This window comes from Enhygromyxa salina (assembly GCF_000737335.2).
GTDB classification, from domain to species: Bacteria; Myxococcota_A; Polyangia; order Nannocystales; family Nannocystaceae; genus Plesiocystis; species Plesiocystis salina_C.
In genome coordinates this window covers 20377-40076 of the sequence record NZ_JMCC02000087.1, presented here as the reverse complement: position 1 = coordinate 40076, position 19700 = coordinate 20377, and the positions used below count along the sequence as shown (strand labels likewise).

18 protein-coding genes and 1 pseudogene are annotated in these 19700 nt (G+C 66.3%); 10 read left to right on the top strand and 9 right to left on the bottom strand.

All coding sequences use genetic code 11. The annotated features are described in order from the left end of the window. Positions 1–248 (bottom strand): hypothetical protein (locus tag DB30_RS41760; protein WP_205633091.1); only part of this gene is annotated, 248 nt, incomplete at its 3' end. A gap of 269 nt (positions 249–517) precedes the next feature. Between DB30_RS41760 and DB30_RS43215 the strand changes: the two genes are divergently transcribed. Continuing rightward, positions 518–1129, top strand: coding sequence for a formylglycine-generating enzyme family protein (locus DB30_RS43215; protein ID WP_146661048.1), 612 nt, complete (start codon positions 518–520; stop codon positions 1127–1129). A gap of 120 nt (positions 1130–1249) precedes the next feature. Here DB30_RS43215 and DB30_RS43210 read toward each other — a convergent pair. Both DB30_RS43210 and DB30_RS28775 read right to left on the bottom strand, forming a co-directional pair. Further along, positions 1250–1408 (bottom strand): annotated as a pseudogene (locus DB30_RS43210) (transposase); the annotation flags it as partial. A gap of 119 nt (positions 1409–1527) precedes the next feature. Beyond that, positions 1528–3120: a hypothetical protein gene (locus DB30_RS28775; RefSeq protein ID WP_146661040.1), complete on the bottom strand. Its 1593-nt coding sequence runs from the start codon at positions 3118–3120 to the stop codon at positions 1528–1530. Between the two features lie 288 nt (positions 3121–3408). Here DB30_RS28775 and DB30_RS28770 point away from each other — a divergent pair, with 288 nt between their 5' ends. Further along, the gene (locus DB30_RS28770; protein WP_052554929.1) at positions 3409–3627 is read left to right on the top strand and encodes a hypothetical protein; all 219 of its coding nucleotides are present in this window, start codon (positions 3409–3411) and stop codon (positions 3625–3627) included. Positions 3628–3686: 59 nt separating this feature from the next. Here DB30_RS28770 and DB30_RS28765 read toward each other — a convergent pair whose 3' ends face one another. The 3 genes from DB30_RS28765 to DB30_RS28755 form a co-directional block, all read right to left on the bottom strand. Continuing rightward, positions 3687–5630 (bottom strand): acyl-CoA dehydrogenase family protein, encoded by a 1944-nt coding sequence (locus DB30_RS28765; protein ID WP_052554927.1) that lies wholly within the window; start codon positions 5628–5630, stop codon positions 3687–3689. A gap of 8 nt (positions 5631–5638) precedes the next feature. Then, positions 5639–6094 (bottom strand): CBS domain-containing protein, encoded by a 456-nt coding sequence (locus DB30_RS28760; RefSeq protein ID WP_052554925.1) that lies wholly within the window; start codon positions 6092–6094, stop codon positions 5639–5641. A gap of 93 nt (positions 6095–6187) precedes the next feature. After that, positions 6188–7009 (bottom strand): hypothetical protein, encoded by an 822-nt coding sequence (locus DB30_RS28755; RefSeq protein ID WP_052554923.1) that lies wholly within the window; start codon positions 7007–7009, stop codon positions 6188–6190. 466 nt (positions 7010–7475) lie between these two features. Between DB30_RS28755 and DB30_RS28750 the strand changes: the two genes are divergently transcribed. Together DB30_RS28750 and DB30_RS28745 are read left to right on the top strand one after the other, a co-directional pair. Further along, a complete protein-coding gene (locus tag DB30_RS28750; protein WP_153258427.1) occupies positions 7476–7613 on the top strand; it encodes a hypothetical protein in 138 nt (45 codons plus the stop codon). A gap of 26 nt (positions 7614–7639) precedes the next feature. Further along, entirely contained in the window at positions 7640–8710 is a 1071-nt protein-coding gene (locus tag DB30_RS28745; protein WP_052554921.1) for a hypothetical protein, read from the top strand. Between the two features lie 14 nt (positions 8711–8724). Here DB30_RS28745 and DB30_RS28740 read toward each other — a convergent pair whose 3' ends face one another. Next, positions 8725–9240 carry a hypothetical protein gene (locus DB30_RS28740; RefSeq protein ID WP_146661038.1) on the bottom strand — a complete coding sequence of 172 codons (516 nt, stop codon included), beginning with the start codon at positions 9238–9240 and terminating at the stop codon, positions 8725–8727. 119 nt (positions 9241–9359) lie between these two features. Between DB30_RS28740 and DB30_RS28735 the strand changes: the two genes are divergently transcribed. From DB30_RS28735 to DB30_RS28725, 3 genes are all read left to right on the top strand, one after another. Beyond that, complete coding sequence (locus DB30_RS28735) at positions 9360–10067, top strand: hypothetical protein (protein ID WP_052554917.1); 708 nt, start codon at positions 9360–9362, stop codon at positions 10065–10067. Between the two features lie 21 nt (positions 10068–10088). Beyond that, entirely contained in the window at positions 10089–10502 is a 414-nt protein-coding gene (locus DB30_RS41755; RefSeq protein ID WP_052554915.1) for a hypothetical protein, read from the top strand. A 74-nt stretch (positions 10503–10576) separates the two neighbouring features. Beyond that, a complete protein-coding gene (locus DB30_RS28725) occupies positions 10577–11383 on the top strand; it encodes a HEAT repeat domain-containing protein (protein WP_146661036.1) in 807 nt (268 codons plus the stop codon). A gap of 98 nt (positions 11384–11481) precedes the next feature. Here DB30_RS28725 and DB30_RS28720 read toward each other — a convergent pair whose 3' ends face one another. Then, a complete protein-coding gene (locus tag DB30_RS28720; protein WP_052554911.1) occupies positions 11482–11697 on the bottom strand; it encodes a hypothetical protein in 216 nt (71 codons plus the stop codon). After that, positions 11694–12416 (bottom strand): hypothetical protein, encoded by a 723-nt coding sequence (locus DB30_RS28715; protein WP_240480351.1) that lies wholly within the window; start codon positions 12414–12416, stop codon positions 11694–11696. The genes DB30_RS28720 and DB30_RS28715 overlap by 4 nt, the downstream gene beginning before the upstream one ends. A 126-nt stretch (positions 12417–12542) precedes the next feature. Between DB30_RS28715 and DB30_RS28710 the strand changes: the two genes are divergently transcribed. From DB30_RS28710 to DB30_RS28695, 3 genes are all read left to right on the top strand, one after another. Beyond that, entirely contained in the window at positions 12543–15500 is a 2958-nt protein-coding gene (locus DB30_RS28710) for a M16 family metallopeptidase (protein WP_146661034.1), read from the top strand. 360 nt (positions 15501–15860) lie between these two features. Further along, a complete protein-coding gene (carB, locus tag DB30_RS28700) occupies positions 15861–19145 on the top strand; it encodes a carbamoyl-phosphate synthase large subunit (RefSeq protein WP_052554905.1) in 3285 nt (1094 codons plus the stop codon). Positions 19146–19268: 123 nt separating this feature from the next. After that, on the top strand, positions 19269–19700 hold the full coding sequence (locus DB30_RS28695) for a DUF2267 domain-containing protein (RefSeq protein ID WP_052554903.1): 432 nt from the start codon (positions 19269–19271) through the stop codon (positions 19698–19700).

Below are 19700 nucleotides of genomic sequence, written 5' to 3'. Positions count from 1 at the left end.
AGCTGCAACTCGGCCGGCCGACTGTCACGCAGGGTCATGCCGAGGCTGTGCAGCCACGTGGTGATCGTGGGACAACATCTCGCAAATAACGCGGGACGGTACACGTCCGGCCGCTCGTCTTGCTCGAGATGGAGCTTGCGGTAGCCCAGCACGGTTCCCCGGCGCTCGGGCCAGGGAAGTTCGTCGTGCGGTACCGAGGTGCCATTGTTGGTGTGACTTGCTCGCGGGAGTGGGGTAGACTTCTTCACTTGGAGTCCTGCGGGATTGGGGTCGAGGTTGCTTGCACTTCCTCGGAGGGCTCCAACTATGGTTTTGGATCTGACTCACATGCCCGTCTGGTGAACGCGCTTACTTCAGGACTAGTGCGCCAGGGGCCATTTCGCCAGGGTCTCTCATTTTGACGCGCCTGCTCGGAGCCTTGCTGACTATCGTAGCCGGCGTCTCCGCACGCTGCGCACCGGCAGCGGCAGCGAGTCCCACAGCGCTCGTCGAACAGCGGGCCGAGAACGAACTATTAATGGCTCGAGAGAGCTCAGCCGACAATCCGGAAGCGCAGCAATGTCCGGCTGGAACAAGGGCGATAGCAGCCGCAAAGCTTCGACTGTCAAGCTTCTGCCTGGCCGTGACGGAAGTAACGGTGGGCGCCTACCATGAGTGCGTTCGAGGCGGTCGGTGCGTCCCCCCTCCTAAGCTGCCGTGGGGTACGTACGGGCGTGGAGACCCCCGACTGCCGGTGAGCGGCGTGACTTGGCACGCGGCTAGCCAGTATTGTGAGTGGACAGGCGGGCGGCTCCCATCATTCATCGAGTGGCGATGGGCGTACCGGGGTGGATCGGCTGGTCTGAGCTACCCGTGGGGTGAGGATTGGGATGATAGCGCATCTTGCCTCGACGGGACCCTCGAGCGACCTTGTGTGGTCGGGAGCACTGCAGACATCACAGCGGACGGTGTGTACGACATGCACGCGAACCTGAGCGAATGGACAAGCGACATCGATGCTGATGGTGAGGCCTATCTCGTGGGGCAGTCCTGGAGGAGTGATATCCGTGGCATGCCTGCGTTGTACGTGAGCGTGCCTCTGGAAACGGTAGCTCCGACCATAGGCTTTCGTTGCGCCTACAATCGCTGAGTGATGCGGCCGCAGGCGGGGGACACAAAGAGCTCCGAGAGCTCCAGCACGAAATAGCGAGAGTTCCGGACTCGGAGTCTTCCTAGCTAGCCAGCAGGCGGAGGCCTGAGCGAGGTTGTCAGCGACTTGCTTGTGCCAGCCGTGAAGGACGCTGGGCTGGATCTCGTACTCGTCACCCAGGTCCGAGACGGGGACCTTGTCGACCATGTGGCGGCGCACGATGGCGGCCTTCTGCTCGGCGGTGAAGTGGCGGCGTTTCGAGGTGGGCTTGGTGGACATGGCGGCTCCTGATTTTCTGCTGGCAGGAGTCTGGTCGTTTCGCTCCTCGGGGCCGCTTGTTCGCATCCGCATGTGTGGCCCGCTGAAGGCCCTGAAGGGGGCTCTCCATGGGACGCGCGCTACTGGGCCAACAGCAGCGCGGCCACGTCCGGCACGCCGCTGATCGTCAGCACGTCTGCGACGATCCTCGCGTCGGCGTACTGCGGATCCACAATCACATAGCGCAGCAAAAGCTCGAGCTTCTCGCCTGGATCCGTCGCCGCGTTGGCCTGCGCGAGCAGCCCCGCCCGATAGTCCGCGAAGCTGGCCGCGACCAGCTGCCCCACCGTTGGCGCCGCCTGCATGTACAGCTCGGCTGCGAGCTCGTGCTTGCCCGGCAGCGACAGGGGATCTTCGGCCACCCCCGCGATGTTCTGGGCTGGGTGGGTGTCGTCTTGGGCCGAGGCGCTCAGCGGCTGATCCATCGTTGACCCAGGCCGGCCGTCTGCGTGGTCGAGCTTGGCCTTGGCCTGGACGGTGACGGTGAGCTTGTGGGTGGTGACCGTGTAGCTGTGCGTCGAGTACACGGCCTCCTCGGTGGTCTGGGCCGTGCTCGCGGCCTTCTCTTTGGCGCGCATCAGCGTGTTGCGCTGATCCTCGAGCGAGCGACGGTTGGCCTCGAGCCGGCTGCGGGCGTTGCTCAGGTTCTGCTCGGCGCCGGTCGTGGTCCCGGGTGTGTCGCCTTCGCGGGCGACGTCGGCGGTGTACTGATCAACGTATCGCTCTTGCTTGGTGACGTCGTTCTCGCGCTCCATCAGGCGGCGCTCTTCGTCGAGCACGTCGTCTTGGGCCATCTTGTAGAACGGGTTGGGGACCTGCTTGGTGCCCGACTGATACTGGGCCGTCTCTTGGCGGGTCTGCTTGTCGGTCGAGAATTTGGGCTTGCCAAACTCGATCGTGAGGGTCGCCGCTGGCCGCTCGCCCGCGCTGCCGACCTCGAGCAAGGACGCGCCCTGACGACCGCTGAGCGCGGCCGCGACCGTGTTGGCGCCCTCGTCGTTGGACTTGGTCTTGACCTGCACGAAGTAGCGCAGCTGCGCGACGACCTGGGCTCGGGCGGCGTCGCGCTCGGCGATGCCCTGGCCGCTCAGCGCCGCGATCTTGCTCTGATACATCAACACCGAGCCGACCCGGCCCGCGCCCTGGGCCGTCGCCGCCGCTTCGCTCAGCTGCGCGACCCATGCCTGGGTCACCGCTTGCTTCGCCGCGCTCACCCGGCTCGCCGCGCTGGGCAGTCCGTTGCCGATCGCGTCGAAGATCTGCATGGCGTCAGCGAACTGTCCGGCCTCGGCGCTTTGGGTGGCGCGCTGACTGGTGACCTCCACGACCTCGTCGACCAGCGCGATGGTCTTGGGGTGAGTGGGGAGGATCTTGTAGGCCTCGGCGGTGAGCGCGATCGCCTGGGAGTTTGCGCCGGAGGTCAGCGCCGCGCGGACGCTCTGGACCCGCGCTTCGATCTGACCGAGCTGGGCGTCGGCCAGCTTGGCGATGATCTCCTCGTCGTCTGGGTGCAGGCGCAGCGCCTCGGCGTACTCGGTCGCGGCGGCGTCGTAGTTGGCCGCGGCCATGAACTCGTCGCCCTTCTTGACGTGGCCCTGCCAGGCGCAGCCGAACGCCAGCGTCAACGAGAGCACAGCGGCCCCAAGGCCCAGACGAAACCGACGACGTCGCATGATTGGGGATCTACCACGCGGTCCGCGTGCCTGGGTGAGCTGCGAGGCGTGAGCGTGTGTGAACCGGTCATCACGCTGGCTTCCCCCCGCGGACGAGCGCCAGCGCGGGCGTTTGCCTGACTGCTCGCGTTGATCGGCTTGACGCGGCTGTCATGCCCGGCGGGTACCGGGTCGCCCGTGGACCCGCCAGCGAGCGACGCTCCTGACAAAACGCGCCCAAATTGATCGAAGTCGAGCGCGACCCTGGCACGACGACCACTGGCATGACGCTTGCGATGTGAGCCAAGCATGCCCCACGAAGCCAGCCGTGAAGTCGCCCTGGAGTCGAGTGTTGATGCGGCCCGATGGGCCAGCGCCGCCAAGCAGCTCGATGACGTCGCCGCCGCGCTGTTCGACGGGGACTTCATCGCGGCGCTGCGGCGGGCTCGGGTCGCGGCCCGGGAGCTGCGTGACACGGTTGGGCCCGAGCACCCGAGCTACGCACAGCTGGACGCGATGACGCGATGACGCGATGAGTCGATGACGCGATCGATCGTGCGGGACCGACCCAGGACAAGTGCCTCGCACTAGCCGGCCCTGCGGTCTTCTGATCCCTCGACCTGCTCGCGCGGGGCGTGCTCGGCCGCGAGCAGCTCATCGATCGACTTGGGCACGAGCTCGTCGGCCTGCTCCGCGATCCCGATGATCCCGCGCTCGAGCCATGCATAGCGACCGGCGAGCAGCTGGCGCCCGACATCGTAGCCGGCGTTGTCGTCGTTGTGCCACAGCGCTCGCAGGTGCTGGCGGATCCGCTCACGCGCTCCCGAGGCGAACAAGTCGGCGAGCTCGAGCGCGCCGGTGGTCGAACTCGAGCCTGGATCGCGCGCGTGCAACAAGTGCGCGCGGCGGATCGTCACCGTGATCACAAACAGCTCCATGGCCACGTCGACGGCACGAAACAAGAACGCCTGCTTGCGCTCGAGCTTGGCCCGATACACCGCCATCCCGTGAAACACCGCTCGCGCGAGCCGACGGCAGCAGCGATCCACAAAGCGCAGGTGCCCCGCGAGCCGCCCGTAACCACGGTAGCGAGGCCACCGACCCCAGCCGATCCAGCGGCTTGGATACCACCACGCATAAAAGCCCAGCGCACCCGGGAGCGCGGCGACGCGCTGAGCTCCGCTCGCCTGGGGATCGACGAGCGCGCCTGCGATCTCGAGGTGCTCGTCAACCGCCTCGCGGGCCATGAACAGGTGCATGATCTCGCTCGAGCCTTCGAAGATCGTGTTGATCCTCGCGTCGCGCAGCGCTCGCTCGACGCCGATCGCCGGCTCCCCGCGGGCCGCGAGCGACAGCTCGGTCTCGTAGCCACGGCCGCCACGGACCTGCAGGGTGTCATCGAGCAGGTGCCAGGCTCGCACGGTGTTCCACTCTTTGGCCGCCGCGGCCTCGAGGCGTATGTCGAATTGTTCTCGGTCCGCGAGCTCACCCACCGCGTAGGCGACCGACTCCATGGCGAGCGCCGAGCTCACGATCTTGGCGTTGAGGTGGGCGATCGCCTCGTGCTTGCCGATTGGCTGGCCCCACTGAACCCGCGCGCTCGACCACTTGCGCACGATCTCTGCGCACTTCTTGGCCGCCCCCGCGGTCGCAGCCGGCAGGGTCAGGCGCCCCGTGTTGAGGGTTGTCAGCGCCACCCGCAGGCCCTCGCCGACCGGCCCGATCAGGTTGTCCTTCGGCACGCGAACCTGGCGAAATGTAATGTATGCGTTTGCGAGCGCGCGCAGGCCCATGAACCGACAGCGATGCTCGATGCTGACGCCGGGCCACGCGGTCTCGACCACGAACGCGTTGATCCGACCGCTCGCCGGATCGCGGGCCATGACCACCAACAGCTCGGCCAGCGTGCCGTTGGTGCACCACAGCTTGTCCCCGTCGAGGACATAGTGGCTTTGATCCTCGCTGAGCGCGGCGCGGGTCTGGATCCGGGCGGGGTCCGACCCCACGGCCGGCTCGGTCAACGCGAACGCCGAGATCGCCCCCCTGGCGCAGCGCGGCAAGAACCTGCGCTTTTGTTCCGGGCTGCCGAATAGCATGATCGGCTGCGGTACGCCGATCGCCTGGTGGGCCGAGAGCAGCGCGGTCACGTTCGCGTCGTGGCTGCCAAGCAGCTCCATGACGTGCACGTATTCGATGTGCGACATGCCCAGGCCGCCGTAGTCTTTGGGGATCTTCAGGCCAAACGCCCCGAGCTCGCGCAGCCCCTCGATCACATGCGGAGGGTATTCGCCGCTCGCGTCGATCTCGACGGGGTCGACGTTGGTGAGCAAGAACCCGCGCAAGGCCTGCATGAACTGCGCAAACTCGGGCCGCGCGGGCGGCTGGAACTCGAGCGATTCAACCAGGTCGAGGCGAAATCGGCCCATGAACAGATCTTGGATGAAGCTGGCGCCGGTCCATTGTCGCTCACGAGATTCCTCTGCGACGGCGCGGGCCTGCCTCGCCTGGATGAGTTCGTCTGCCCCTGACATGATGCTGCTCAGTGGCTCGCGGGAGCGGTGCTGATCTGCCCAAGGACCGATTTTGGATCGCGGATCGCGGCCAGGTCACCAAGTGACACAATCCCCACGACGCGCCCGTCGTCAACCACCGGGATCCTGCGGATCGAATTGGAACCCATCAACTCGACCGCGCGGTCAAGTGAGTCATTTGGGCTCAGGGTCGTCTTGGGCTTGCTGACGATCCGGCTCACCGGCACCTTGTTGGGGTCTTGCCCGTCCGCGATCGCGCGCACGATGATGTCGCGATCGGTGACGATGCCCGCGAGCTTTGCGTCGCCATCCACGACCAGGATCGAGCCAATGTCGTTGTCTCGCATCGCCCCAGCGGCCTGGGTCAGCGAGGCCGAGCTGGGCAGGGTCAAGGGATCCCGGGTCATGACCGCTGCCACGGTGTTGGGCTTTGCTTCTCGTTCTCGGGTTTGACTGGGTTGCATGGTGCGAGGGTGTGCAGCAACCGCGCCAAGCACCCCCGATTGGCTGACGGTCACCGACGCGGCGCGCTTGGCGAGGCCGCGGGCGGCGGCCGCTCACCCTGGTGAGATGCACACACCGACGTGTGCGAGTCCGGGCGGTGCCATGTCCTCTTCGAAGAACGACACGCAGGTGGTCCCGGGCACATCGGCACATTGCTGATCCCCGAGCATGAGGCTGCAAAACGGCATGCAACAGTTGCCACCCTCACAATTGGGCGTCAGCTCGGCGGTGGTGCAGTGCGAGCCAGCGGCGCAATCATTGATGTAGCTGCAAGCCTCGCCGGGGGGAATGTCCTCGTTCGTGAACATGCAGCGGAAGCCGTTGGAATTCCAATAGCAGGCCTGGCCCTCCTCGCAATCTTGCGCGACCGGATCGCAGGTGGGGAGACACAGCGCCGGGACCCCTCCGCTGGTGATTATGCACGCGGACATGGGGGGGCACATTGGAGCGTCCCAGGTCCCCGTGCAAAACGCATGGCAGGTGCCCACGCCCTCGCCGTCGACGTCCATGACGTTCCAGCAGTAACTTTGGTCGTCGCAGTCATCGGTAGCCTCGATTGGGCCGGCGTAGGTACATGCTTCACCCGTTGCTTGATTGCCGAGCGTGGGCACGCACTTGAACGCATCCCAGGTGCTGCCCGAGCTGGCATATGGCACGCACTTCTCACCGTTGCTGCAATCTTGCTTCAAGGGGTCGCACGCGCCCGGGGACGCGTCGACTACGGGCACGAAGGCGCTGGTGGTCGCTGTCGGATCGTGCGTGCCGTCGTCGCTGCCGGTCTCGAGCGACGTTGTCTCTTCGTTGGCGTTGTCCGAGTCGGCGGATGAGCCGAGTCGCGGAGGTCCGCAGGCGGCCACACCCAGCAGCGCTATCATTCCAGCAGCTCGCGTCGACCATCGCATCGTTCGATCGAGCCTATCGACGCGCGGGACGCCGCGCAATCCCATCGTCATGGCTCGAGCAGTATCTCGACCGGGGGGGCCCGCGGCGGGCCGCCGGCATCGCCACGCAGAAGGTCGGCTACGGCGTGGCCGGGCCGCGCGGTACGGGCGCCGACGAGCCTCTTGCTAGGCCTGCATGAAGCGAGCGGTAGCGCCGAACGGTCGGGCGTCGGAATGAAATCACCGATACGCAAATGTTGCCAGTAAGACAGCCCGATAAGTCGAGTAGACGCCCAGGCGTGATGACGACTCACGCTCACGCCAAACTCCACCGAGTTTTCGTCGCCGCCCAGATCGCCACGCTGACCATAGCGGGCTGCAAGGACCCGGAGAGGTCCCCGCAGGGGCCGCGCAGTTCGTGGTCTCTGGCGTCGATGCCTCCGGCGGAGCCAACCGATTCATGACCTCGAATTCCACCGACATGTGGTTCACCAAGGATCACGGATCTTGGGGCATCGATAGCTTCAATGTCGAGTTTGAGGATGGCGGCGGTAATCTGTGGACGGTCACGCTTGGGGACAGCCGATGGGACGAATGAGGGGGGTGTGGGTGGCGGGAGCGACCATGCTCTCGCTCAGCACCAGCGCGTGCGCGGAGGAACCATACCAACCCAACTGGCTGTTCCTGGGCGAGTGGATTGACATTGACGGTCGTGACCGCACCGCGGACGAGACCTGCGGGGGAACCTTCGCGTACGTGGACGCCTACGCGGGCGCGCTCGCAGTGGAGTTTGGCGTGACAGAGCACCTGGGCCCATATCGATGGTACTCGCCCGAACAGTACGCCGCTGACCTCCCGTGCAGCGACGACTTCGCGTGCTTTGTCCCGGAAGACCAATGCATTCACACTCCGGTGCTGCCCCATGAGCACGAGATGGTCCATATGACCGCCTTCGCCGCGGCCAGCTGCCCGAGTGCCCTTGGTGAAGGCTTGGCCGTTTTCTATGGCAGGACGTTCGGTAGTGACGCGAAGACCAGCGACTTCGATCTATTGATGACCCGGATGGGGGCTCCGTCTGACCACCCTCGCAGCAGCGCCGAGTACGGGATCCTTGGCCGCTTCATGGCCTACCTCGTCGAGCAATTTGGGGTGGACGCGGTGTTGGACGTTTGCCGGATCACGGGTCGATACCCAGACGGCCCAGCTCTGTCCGCGGCCCTCGAGACTGTGCTGGGTATGACGACCCACGAGCTACTGGCGAACTTCGAGCCCGAGCTCGGACCTTCCTGCAACAACTTCAGGGAGTATCAGTCGCGCGTGTTCGCGTGCGGGGCAGCACAGGCCGCGCCCGATCTTGGTCTCGTCAGCGTCAACGGCGAGCACGCCATCGACGTCACTTTCACGCTGGCGTGCGCCAACGACATCATGGCTGGACCCGTGGACAACCAGATGTGGCTCATCCGGCGCTTCGACGTTGACGCGGACGACACCTATTTCGCCTCGATGTGGGGCGAAGACGGCGGGGATCTACCTGGGGTGGAGCTGACCCTGGCGAAGTGTGAGCCCTGCGGGAAAGTGCTGACGGGACCAGGCCCGTTCGTTGGCCCGGTGGAGTTGACCGCGGGTCGGTACTCGCTGCAGGTGCGCGCCCCCGCTGATTTTGGTGGGGGCGTCAACGTGACGATCGAGCACTGAAGTGGCCCACGCCCCTACAAGTCCGCGCGGACGAAGCTCCACTCCCCCAGCCCCTCGGTCGCCACCCCATACCCAAACGACCCGGTGAGCGCCGTGTCTTCGCGGTTGATCAACAACCACCCCTTGCCCCGGCTGCCCAACCCATCTTGCCAGGTGAAGGTGACGCGGTTGCTGGGCACCTCGACGCCGTCCTCTGTGTCGACGTAGGAGTGCTCGAGCAGCAAGGTGTACTCGGTCGCGTTGTCCCGGGTCACGAACGAGCCGAAGAACGCACGGTCATCGAGCTCGCCGATGTTGAGCGTGCCGCGGAGGCCGTCGACGTCGCCAACCCACTCGCCGCTGAACTGCGGATCGATCTCGTAGACCGAGGCCGGCGGGTAGTTGGATCGCGGGCCGTTGCTCGTGCCGCCGGTGCCGGACAGCGGGCACCCCAGCGAGACCAGGGCGAGCGCGCCAACCAGCACGCGCGACGACACGCGCGCGCGGGGCTTGGGCCGGCGCGGGGGGCTGGCGATGTGCGCAGCGCTCACGGACAGGGGCATAGCATTTGTGCGCGCGACGGACACCAGCGCCGGATCCCTGCACTAGAAGTGTGCGCAGCGGCGCCAGGCTTTGCGGGCCCGCGGCGGACCGCTATTCTCCGGGCCGCATGCCCGTTGTCCCGATCGTGCTCGGTCCGATGCTCGCGCTGGCGCTCGTGATGTCGCCCGCGCCCGCGCAGCCGCAGCCAAGCGAGCCGGGTGACGCGGATGGGCCCGTCGACCCAGGTGAGGCGAACCCGCAAGTCGGTGACCCCGCGAGTGAGGTCGAGGCTGAGTCCGACGCCGTCCAGCCCGAGGTCACGCAGGTCGAGCGCGGCGAGGCCCCCAGCGGTGGGGGCGTCGCGGGAGCGATCGTCGACCCCAACGACCCCAACGCCACGCGCGCGCAGTCGGACCTCGAGGGCGAGAGCCTGAGCGACAACGTCGCGGGCGTGCCCGAGCGCTTGCCCAGGCTGCAGGCGGCTGGCTGGTGGACCACCTTCGGCGCGGTGGCGCTCGCAACCACCGGTGGGATCTTGGCCGGGGTGGCCGAGACACGGCAGGACAAGGCCGAGCGCCTGGCCTACGGCTTCGATCTCAGCACCGGCCGCACCAACCTCTACGGACCGCTCGCCGGCGAGTACGAGCAGCTGCTTCGCCAGGGGCAGACCTACCAGTGGCTGGCGCGCGGCTTCATCATTGGCGGCGCGGCCACGCTTGTCGCTGGCGTGGCGATCTTCGCGATCGACGCGAGCCAACGCCGTCGCGGCGGGCGGTCCACAACCGCGGGCGTGCGGCTCGATCCAAGCCTTGGGGGCCTGAGCCTGCGCTTTTGATCATCCCTGCGATTGCCTGTGATGCCAACGACACGAGTCCTGAGCTGTCTGTTGCTGGGGTGCGCCCTCGGTGCGCTGGTCGGCTGCTTCGCGCCCCCATCTGGCGACGTGCTGTTCTCGTGCGAGTTCAACGGTGACAACCAGTGTCCGCCCGACTACGCGTGCGAAGCCGACAACTGCTGCCATCGGGTGGGCTCCGCGGTCAAACCCAACGAGGGCAACTGGGGCAGCTGCGCGCTCGGCGGGAACTCTGACGGTGAAGCGACGGGATCGGGTACCACCGGCGAGAGCGGATCTGACACGGGCACGGGCACGGACACGGGCACGGGCACGGACACCGACACAGATACGGGCACGGAAACGGGCACGGACACCGGCACAGATACGGACACCGGCACCGACACGGGCACGGACACCGGCACCGACGGCGCCTGAGGCTGCTTGCCGGTCGCGGCACTGCGAGGTAAAAGCCCGGAATTCGTGGGCTCAATCCACGAAGGCAGGCACGCGTGGGACTCAAAGAAATGTTGTTCGGATCTGGGGGCGGCAAGGGACGCGGCAAGACCCGGATCGATAAGCTCATCAAGCGCGTCGTCAACCAGTACTCGCAGTCCGTCGACCGCTACGGCGCGATGGAGGACCTGTTCAAGATCGGGTCGCAGAGCTGGGACAAGGGTCAAAAGCACCCCGAAGGCTCGGCCGAGCGCCACGATCTCGAAGAGCAGAGCATCGAGGCGTACGTGGCGCTGCTCATGCGTTTCACCATGAACGCGAGCAAGAGCATCGACGACGAGGAAGAGAAGGGCTGGCTCTACAAGCGGCTCTCGGCGATCGGCAAGCCCATGCTCGAGCCGATCAAGCGGTTCTGCAAGGACGCCGAAGGCATCGCGTGGGCGCTGCGCATCGTCGAAGACGTCGCCAACGAGGCCGAGGAGTGGGAGATCCTGGACTCGCTGCTGGAGGTTCACCCGCCGATCTACGAGCGGGACACCAGCGCCAAGCTGCAGATGCTGATGCACATCAAGGAGATCGAGGACCCGCGCGTGGGCCCGATCCTCATGAAGTACCTCGAGGATCCCGACGAGGGGGTCCGGTTCTTCTGCATCGAGGCGCTGATCGACAACGCCGAAGAGCAGGCGCTAGGCGCCCTGATCGGCCAGCTCGACAAGCCCGAGGAAGACTCGGTGCGGCTGCGCTCGCGGATCTTTGACGGGCTCTCGGATCTCGGCTGGGATCTGACCGAGCACGCGGCGGTGATCCGTAAGCACGTCGGCGACGAGCATCGCTTCGACGGCAAGCTGCTGAGCCGCCGCTAGCACCGATCAGTCTAGTTTGAAGTCGCGTCGTCAGGTGCGTCTGGGGCTGCGCCGACCGACAACGGCAGGAGCAGCCCCAGATGTGATTGGCGCCGCAGTCATTGATAGGAGCGAGGCGAGGCCATGATCGCGTTGGCCAGCTGATCCGAGAAGCCGCTGCCGTCGCGCTCATAGGCAAGCGCTTGCTCTGCGCTCAGGCGCACGCGGACCGTTGACATGGCGATCCCGCCGACCACCACCTCGATCACCAAGCCCGCGTCGTCACGCAGGATCCGGTACATGAGGGGGCTCTGGTAGACGACCTCCTCGGTCATTGGATCGCCCGTACGGTGGCGAGGGCAACCGGCGCGTTGATGACCATCAGCTCGGGCACACCGCCAGACGTGTAGCCGCCGAACTTGAAGCAGTCTGTGTCCGCTTCGCTCTCGCACTTCCAGACGCCGGGGTCCTCGTCGACGGGCAGCCGCACGCACGAGCCCGAAGCGCTGAGATCGAGCGTCATCATCCGCAGTGGCCCCTCGAAGTTGGCGGCCGGCAGCCCGAGCGCTTGGCCGAGCACGGCTGCGTCGTGGGTCTCGCCGGTGACCGACTTCTCCACGGCGGCCTCGATCACCGATGTTGGCGCCGCGAACAGGTAGCAGCCGGTGTCGTTGCAGCGGCCGAAGTTCGTGGCGTTGGTCTCGACCACGTAGGTCTGGAACGGGGCCTCTTTCATCAGCCACGAGACCTTCATGTCCGGGAAGTTCTTCTCGAGGTGGGCGAGGGCGCTCCACGGCGCGGCGCGCTCGTCGGCCTGCGCCGAGATCTTGGCCTGCTGCTCGTCGCACTCGCCTGTCGAGATCTTGGGTTTGTCGGGCTGGTCGGGCTGGTCGGGAGCCGGCTCGACGGGCTCGACGGACTCGACGGGCTCGACGGGCTCGACGGGCTTGACGGGCTCAGCTGGCTGGGCCGGCTTGGCTGGTTGGGCGGGCTCGCTCGTGCAGCCAAGCGCCAAAGAAATGATGATGGTGAGGGTCGGGACAATTCGATTCATGGCTTTGGTGCGTTGCTGTCTACTGCAGGCCCCCGCCAACTTACAACAAAAATCAGCGCTCGGGACCCTGCCCACCAGCCGGGGCCGAGCGCGATCGAGGGCGGTCGAGCGTGGTAGAGCTTTGTGGTGTTCGCCAGGCTGCTCATGCTCACCATTGCGCTGTTGTTCGCGCCACCCGAGACCGTCGGGACGGTCGAGACCGACGCGCAGCCGAGCGAGGCAGAGCTCCCGCCAGCTCCGACGCCAAGCTTCGAGTTTCAAACCTACGAGGGCGACCCGATCGGCGTCAAGCAGATCGTGCTGGACAACGGCCTGACCGTGCTGCTCAGCGAGAACCATGAGCGGCCCGAGGTGTTCGGCGCGGTGGTGGTCCGCACGGGTGGCAAGAATGATCCGGCGGACAACACCGGGATGGCCCACTACCTCGAGCACATGCTGTTCAAGGGCACCAAGACGCTGGGGACCTCGAACTGGGCCGCCGAGCAGCAGCTGCAGGCCCAGATCGTCGAGCTCTACGAGCGCCACAAGCGGGCCACGACCGACGAGCAGCGCGCCAAGCTTCAGGCGGATATAGCGAAGACCGTCGAGCAGACCTACGCCTACGTGATCCCCAACGAGCTCGACCGCATGCTGGAAGAGACTGGCGGGTCCGGGGTCAACGCGTTCACCACCGAGGACGAGACGGTCTACTACAACACCTTCCCGACCTCGCAGATCGACACCTGGCTGCAGATCTACGCGCATCGCTTCACCGACCCCGTGTTTCGGCTGTTCCCGACCGAGCTCGAGGCCGTCTACGAAGAGAAGAACATCTCGCTCGATCGCTTCGAGGTTCGGCTCTACGAGGCCTTCATTCGCCGCGCGTTCCCTGATCATCCGTATGGCACCCAGTCGGTGCTTGGTGAGGTCGAGCACCTCGAGCAGCCCTCGCTCGTCGCGATGCAGGCCTATTTTGACGAGTACTACGTGGCCAACAACGTGGCGTTGGTGCTGTCTGGGGACTTTGACGCTAACGCGATCATGCCGGTGATCGAGGCGCAATTTGGTGCGTGGCGCAGCGGCCCCAAGCCCGAGCCGCGCGGCGGAACCGTTGAGCCGTTTGACGGACGCGAGCTGGTCAAGCTGCGGCTCACGCCAGTGCGGGTCGGCGCCTATGGGTTTCGAACCGTGCCCACGCGGCACCCCGACTACGCCGCGCTGCAGGTCGTGCGCGAGCTGCTGTTCAACGAGCAGGGCTCGGGCTTCATCGACAACCTGGTCGACGAAGGCAAGATCCTGATCGCGCTGCCCTTCATGCAAGAGTTCGCCGACCACGGCCTCGACATCGTGTTCTTTGCGCCGCGGATCCTGGGCCAGACCTTCAAGAACGCCGAGCAGCAGATCCTAGAGCAGTATCACCGGGTCGCCCGCGGCGAGTTTGACGAGCAGCGGATGCTGGCGATCCGCGACGGCCTGCGCCGGGCCGAGGATCGCAAGTGGGAAGACAACGAAGCGCGGGCGCTGGCGCTGGCCGACAGCTTCATTCGCCGCGACAGCTGGGCCGGCTACCTGGACTACCGCGAACAGCTGGCGACGCTGACCCGCGAAGACGTGATGCGCGTGGCCGGCGAGCTGTTTGGCGAAGACTATCTGGCGATGCGCTCGCGGGTTGGCTTTGCCAAGAAGACGCGCTTGTCCAAGCCGCACTATCCGGCCGTTGACCCGGTCGCGGGGGCCCACTCGCAGTTTTACGACGAGGTCATGTCGCAGCCCAACGCCCCGGCCGCGCTGCGCTTTGTGAACTTCGAGGCCGACGTCGCAACGACCCAGATCTCACCGGGCGTGACCCTGCGGACCAACGCCAACCCCTTTAATGACACCTATACGCTGGACCTGCGGTTTAAGGTTGGCACGGATCGGATCCGCGAGCTTGGGGTTGCGACCGAATACATCGATCGCATTGGTACCCGCGAGCACTCACCCGCGGCGTTTCGTGAGGCGCTGTCGCTGTTGGGCACGACCTTCACGATTGGCGCGACCCTAGACGAGACGGTGGTCCGGCTGACCGGGCCCGAGCCGCAGCTTCCGGCGGCGCTAGAGCTGCTCGACGCGCTGCTGCGCGAGCCGGTCGCGGATCGCAAGCGCAGCAAGGTGATGCGCCGCGAGCGATCTGGCTACGAGCGGGTCCAGCGACGGGATCCCAGCCATGTCGCGGGCGCCCTGCGCGAGTACGTGATGTATGGCGAGCAGTCCTACTATCTGCGCGACTATGGCCGCAACGGGCTGCGCAAGCTGTCGGGCGAGGAGCTGATCGCGGCGTGGCAGCGGGCCCAGGGCTACGCGCTGGAGATCCGCTACACCGGTCAACGAGCGCTCGCCGAGCTGCAAGAGCTGCTTGGCGCCGGGCTGCAGCTCGACGGGTCGCGCGAGTCGGCCGTCGAGCACGTCGTGCGGCCGCGCGTGATGCCTGACCGCGACACCGTGTTCTTCTTGCCGCGGCGCAACGCGATCCAGACCCAGCTCGTGTTCTTGGTTGACGGGGACGCGGTGCCCCGCGAGCAGCTGGCGGCCGCCGACGCCTACAGCGAGTACATGGGTGGGAGCATGGCCGGCGTGGTGTTTCAAGAGATCCGCGAGTTTCGGGCGCTCGCCTACTCGGCCTCGGGCCGGTTCGCGCGCGACGACAACCCTGCGCAGGCCGGGTACTTTGTCGGTGGAATTGGCTGCCAGGCCGACAAGACCGCCGAGGCCATTGCCGTGATGATGGGGCTGATCCGCGAGCTGCCCGTCAAGCCCGAGCGGATGGACGCGATCCGCTCGTCGCTGGGTCGCGGCCTCGAGACGCGGAGCCCGGGGTTTCGTGAGCTGCACAGCACATTGGCCGGCTGGCGGCGGCTGGGCTACGCCGATGACCCGGGCAAGTGGTTGATTGAAGAATATGCGCAGTTGAATTTCGCCGACATCGAGGCGTTCCATGCGGCCCAGGTCGCGGATCGGCCGGTGATGCTGCTGGTGGTCGGCGATCCGCGGCGGGTGGACGTGCGTGAGCTCGAGCGCTACGGCGAGGTCGTGAAGGTCCGCGAGAACCAGCTGTTCGCGCGCTGATCCATCTGCCTGCCGGGTGCGAGCACGAGGCGCCCCCACACGCGAGGTTCTCGATCCGCTCGGCGCTGAGCTCGTCGAGCTGCGGGCCAAGCGTGGTCGCGTCGCGGGGGGGATCGTGGTCTGGTTGGGATCTGATCGCGTCGTCTCCGTCGCCATCGCCGCTGGTGTCCTCGCTCATGGGATCCGCGTCGCTGGTGTCTGGTTCGCCGCCGCAGGTCGCAAGCACCAAGCCAAGCGCGATCGGGAGCGAGCGTCGGGACATGGCCCAAGCTCGCGTGATCAGCTCGCGTCGCCAGCGCGAAGCCAGCTCGTTGCGCCCCCTCGCCCGAGCGGGTAAGTAGCGCGCCAGAGCACCCCGCCATGCCTCGTCGCGATGACATCAAGCGAATCTGTGTGTTGGGCTCTGGGCCGATCGTGATCGGTCAGGCCTGCGAGTTCGACTACTCCGGCACCCAGGCGATCAAGGCCCTGCGCGAAGAGGGCTACGAGGTCGTGCTGATCAACTCCAACCCGGCGACGATCATGACCGACCCGGAGCTGGCCAACGAGACCTACATCCGGCCGCTCACGCCCGACGATCTCGACCAGGTCCTGCGCAAGTCCAAGCCCGACGCGGTGCTGCCCACGGTCGGCGGGCAGACGGCGCTGAACCTCGCGCTCGAGGCTGGTCGCCGCGGGATCTTCGAGCACCACGGCGTCGAGCTGCTCGGGGCCCCGCTCGATGTGATCGAGAAGGCCGAGGACCGCGATCGCTTCAAGGCCGCGATGCAGAAGATCGGGCTGGACGTGCCGCGCTCGTTCTATGTCCACGACATGCTCGAGTCCCGCGCCGCGCTCGACGAGATCGGGTTTCCGGCGATCATTCGACCCAGCTTCACGATGGGCGGCTCGGGGGCCGCGATCGCCTACAACCGCGAAGAGTTCGAGCACATGGCCGCGCACGCGCTCTCGGAGTCGCTGCGCTCCGAGGCGCTGATCGAAGAGTCGGTGCTTGGCTGGAAAGAGTACGAGCTCGAGGTCATGCGCGACGCGAAGGACAACTTCGTGGTCATCTGCGCGATCGAGAACCTCGATCCAATGGGCGTGCACACCGGTGACTCGATCACCATGGCGCCAGCGCTCACGCTGACCGACAAGGAGTACCAGGCCATGCGCGACGCGGCGCGGGCGGTGGTCGTGGAGATCGGCGTGACCACGGGCGGCTGCAACATCCAGTTTGCGATCGACCCCGAGACCGGTCGCATGATCGTGATCGAGATGAACCCTCGGGTCAGCCGCTCGTCGGCGCTGGCGTCGAAGGCGACCGGGTTCCCAATCGCCAAGTTCGCGGCCAAGCTCGCCGTTGGCTACACCCTCGACGAGCTCAACAACGACATCACCAAGGTCACGCCGGCCAGCTTCGAGCCAAGCATTGACTATATCGTCACCAAGATCCCGCGCTTCGCGTTCGAGAAGTTCAAGGGCGCCGACGACACCTTGACGATCCAGATGAAGTCCGTTGGCGAGGCGATGGCGATTGGACGCACGGTCCGCGAGTCGCTTGGCAAGGCCATGCGCAGCATGGAGACCGAGACCTGGGGCTTTGATCTGGACCTGCCCGAGCGCGACTTGGATCGGCTCGAGGCGCTGATCAGCCGGCCCACGCCGCAGCGCTTGTGGTTGATCGCCGAGGCCATGCGCCTGGGCATGAGCATCGAGACCGTGCACCAGCGGACCTCGATCGATCCATGGTTCCTGCATCACGTGGCCGCGATCATCGAGCTCGAGCAGCGGCTCGCAACCGGGCAGCGCGGGCAGGTGTGCAGCGTCAAGCTGCTGCACGAGGCCAAGCGCGCCGGCCTCTCCGATCCGCGGATCGCCGCGCTGTGCAACACCTCCGAAGACGCGGTCCGCGAGCGTCGCCTGCAAGCCGGGATTCGCCCGGTCTACAAGACAATCGACACCTGCGCAGGCGAGTTTGCGACCGATACGCCCTACCTATATTCAACCTACGAAGAAGAGGACGAATCCAACGTCTCGGATCGCAAGAAAGTCGTGATCCTGGGCGGCGGGCCCAACCGCATCGGCCAGGGGATCGAGTTTGACTATTGCTGCTGTCACGCCTCGTTCGCGCTGCGCGACGCCGGGTATGAGACCGTGATGGTCAACTGCAACCCCGAGACCGTGTCAACGGACTACGACACCAGCGATCGCCTGTATTTCGAGCCGCTGACCCGCGAGAACGTGCTGGACATCCTCGACACCGAGGCCGCGCGCGGCGAGATCGTGGGGGTGCTCGTGCAGTTTGGTGGGCAGACGCCGCTGAAGCTGGCTTCGGCGATCGAGCGCGCGGGTCACAAGCTGTTGGGCACCGCGGCCGACTCAATTGACCGCGCGGAGGATCGTGGGCGGTTTGGCGAGCTGGTCAACCGCCTGGGTTTGCACGCGCCGCGCTGGGGGGTGGCGCGCTCGAGCGAGCAGGCGTTCGAGATCGCCCACCAGATTGGGTACCCGGTGATCGTGCGGCCCAGCTACGTGCTTGGCGGGCGGGCCATGGAGATCGTCTATTCCGACGCGCAGCTGACCAACTACATGACGCTGGCGGTGCGGGCTTCGCCGGACCACCCGGTGCTGATCGACGAATTCTTGGCCAACGCCGTGGAGTTTGACGTTGACGCGGTCGCCGACGGCAAAGACGTGGTCATCGCGGGGGTCATGGAGCACGTCGAAGAGGCCGGCATTCACTCGGGTGACTCAACCTGCTGCATGCCGCCGGTCTCAATCCCCAGCGCGATCATTGACGAGATCCGCAGCACGACGACGGCCCTGGCTCGCGAGCTGAGCGTGGTCGGTCTGATGAACGTTCAATACGCGCTCAAGGGCGAGCGGCTGTACATCATCGAGGTCAACCCGCGCGGGTCGCGAACGGTGCCCTTCGTGTCCAAGGCGACCGGTACGCCCTTCGCCAAACTCGCGGCCTTGGTCGGGGTGGGCAAGACCCTAGAAGCGCTTGGCGTGCGCGAGCGGGTGCCCGAGCACGTCTCGGTCAAGGTCCCCGTGTTTCCGTTCATGAAGTTCCCCGGTATCGACGTGCTGCTGTCGCCCGAGATGCGCAGCACAGGCGAGGTCATGGGGATCGCCAAGGACTTTGGCGCGGCCTTTCACGCGGGCATGAGCGGGGCTGGCGTCGAGCTGCCGCAAGCCGGGGTCGTGTTCGTGAGCGTCAGCGATCTCGAGAAGCAGGCGGTGATCCCCGTCGCCAAGCACTTGCGCCGCATGGGCTTCTCGCTGCTGGCCACGCGCGGAACCGCGGCGACGCTGCGAGCCGCAGGGCTTCAGTGTGAGACCGTCAACAAGGTGCTGGAAGGCCGACCGCACATTGTCGATCGCATGGTCAATGGCGAGGTCGCGCTGGTCATCAACACCTCTTCGGGCGAGCAGGCGATTCGCGACTCGCTGTCGATCCGGCGCACGGCGTTGGTGCAACACATTCCCTATTTCACGACGATCTCTGGGGCCCACGCGGGCGTGTATGCGATCGAGTCTGTGCGCGTGCACGGGCGGGTGTTGCCCGCGGTGTCGCTGCAGGAGTACCACCAGCGTCCGCAGTATTTGGCGGGCGAGGAGCCGAACGAGCGCGAGCTTTACCGGCCGGCTCCTAGCTGAGGGTTCGGATCCTTCGTCACGCCGTGACAGCTCACCTGGTGAGAGCCCGCCGCGGGCGCAGCCTCGCGTTTTTTGCTGGCCGCGTTGGGCATCGGCGCGGGTGGGTGGCGTTAAGATCCGAGCGTGGACAACGAAGAATTCCTGCGGCGGATTCGCCAGCGGACGGGTCTTGGTGTGCACGGGGCCAGGCGGGCAGTCGTTGCCACGTTTGCGGCGATTGGACGAAGCCTCGATTCACTCGAGCCGCTGGCCTTGGTCGACGTCGCGGCGATGCTGCCGCCGCGCTTTGCCACGATGGTGCTCGACGGCGCCAGCGCAGGGGGTCCTGCAACCTTCGTGGCCGCGGTCGCCGAGCGCGAACGGGTGACCCCCGGCTTCACAAAAGATCACGCGCAGGCCGTCTGCGAGACTTTTGCGGGCATGCTCGACGAGCGCCGCGTCGCCGCGCTGCGCGAGCGCCTGCCGGCCGAGGTCGCGGCGCTGCTCCAGGAGTGCCAGCCGCCGCCCAACCTAGACGCGGACGCACGCTCGTGCCGCGCCGGCAAACGGTCCTAG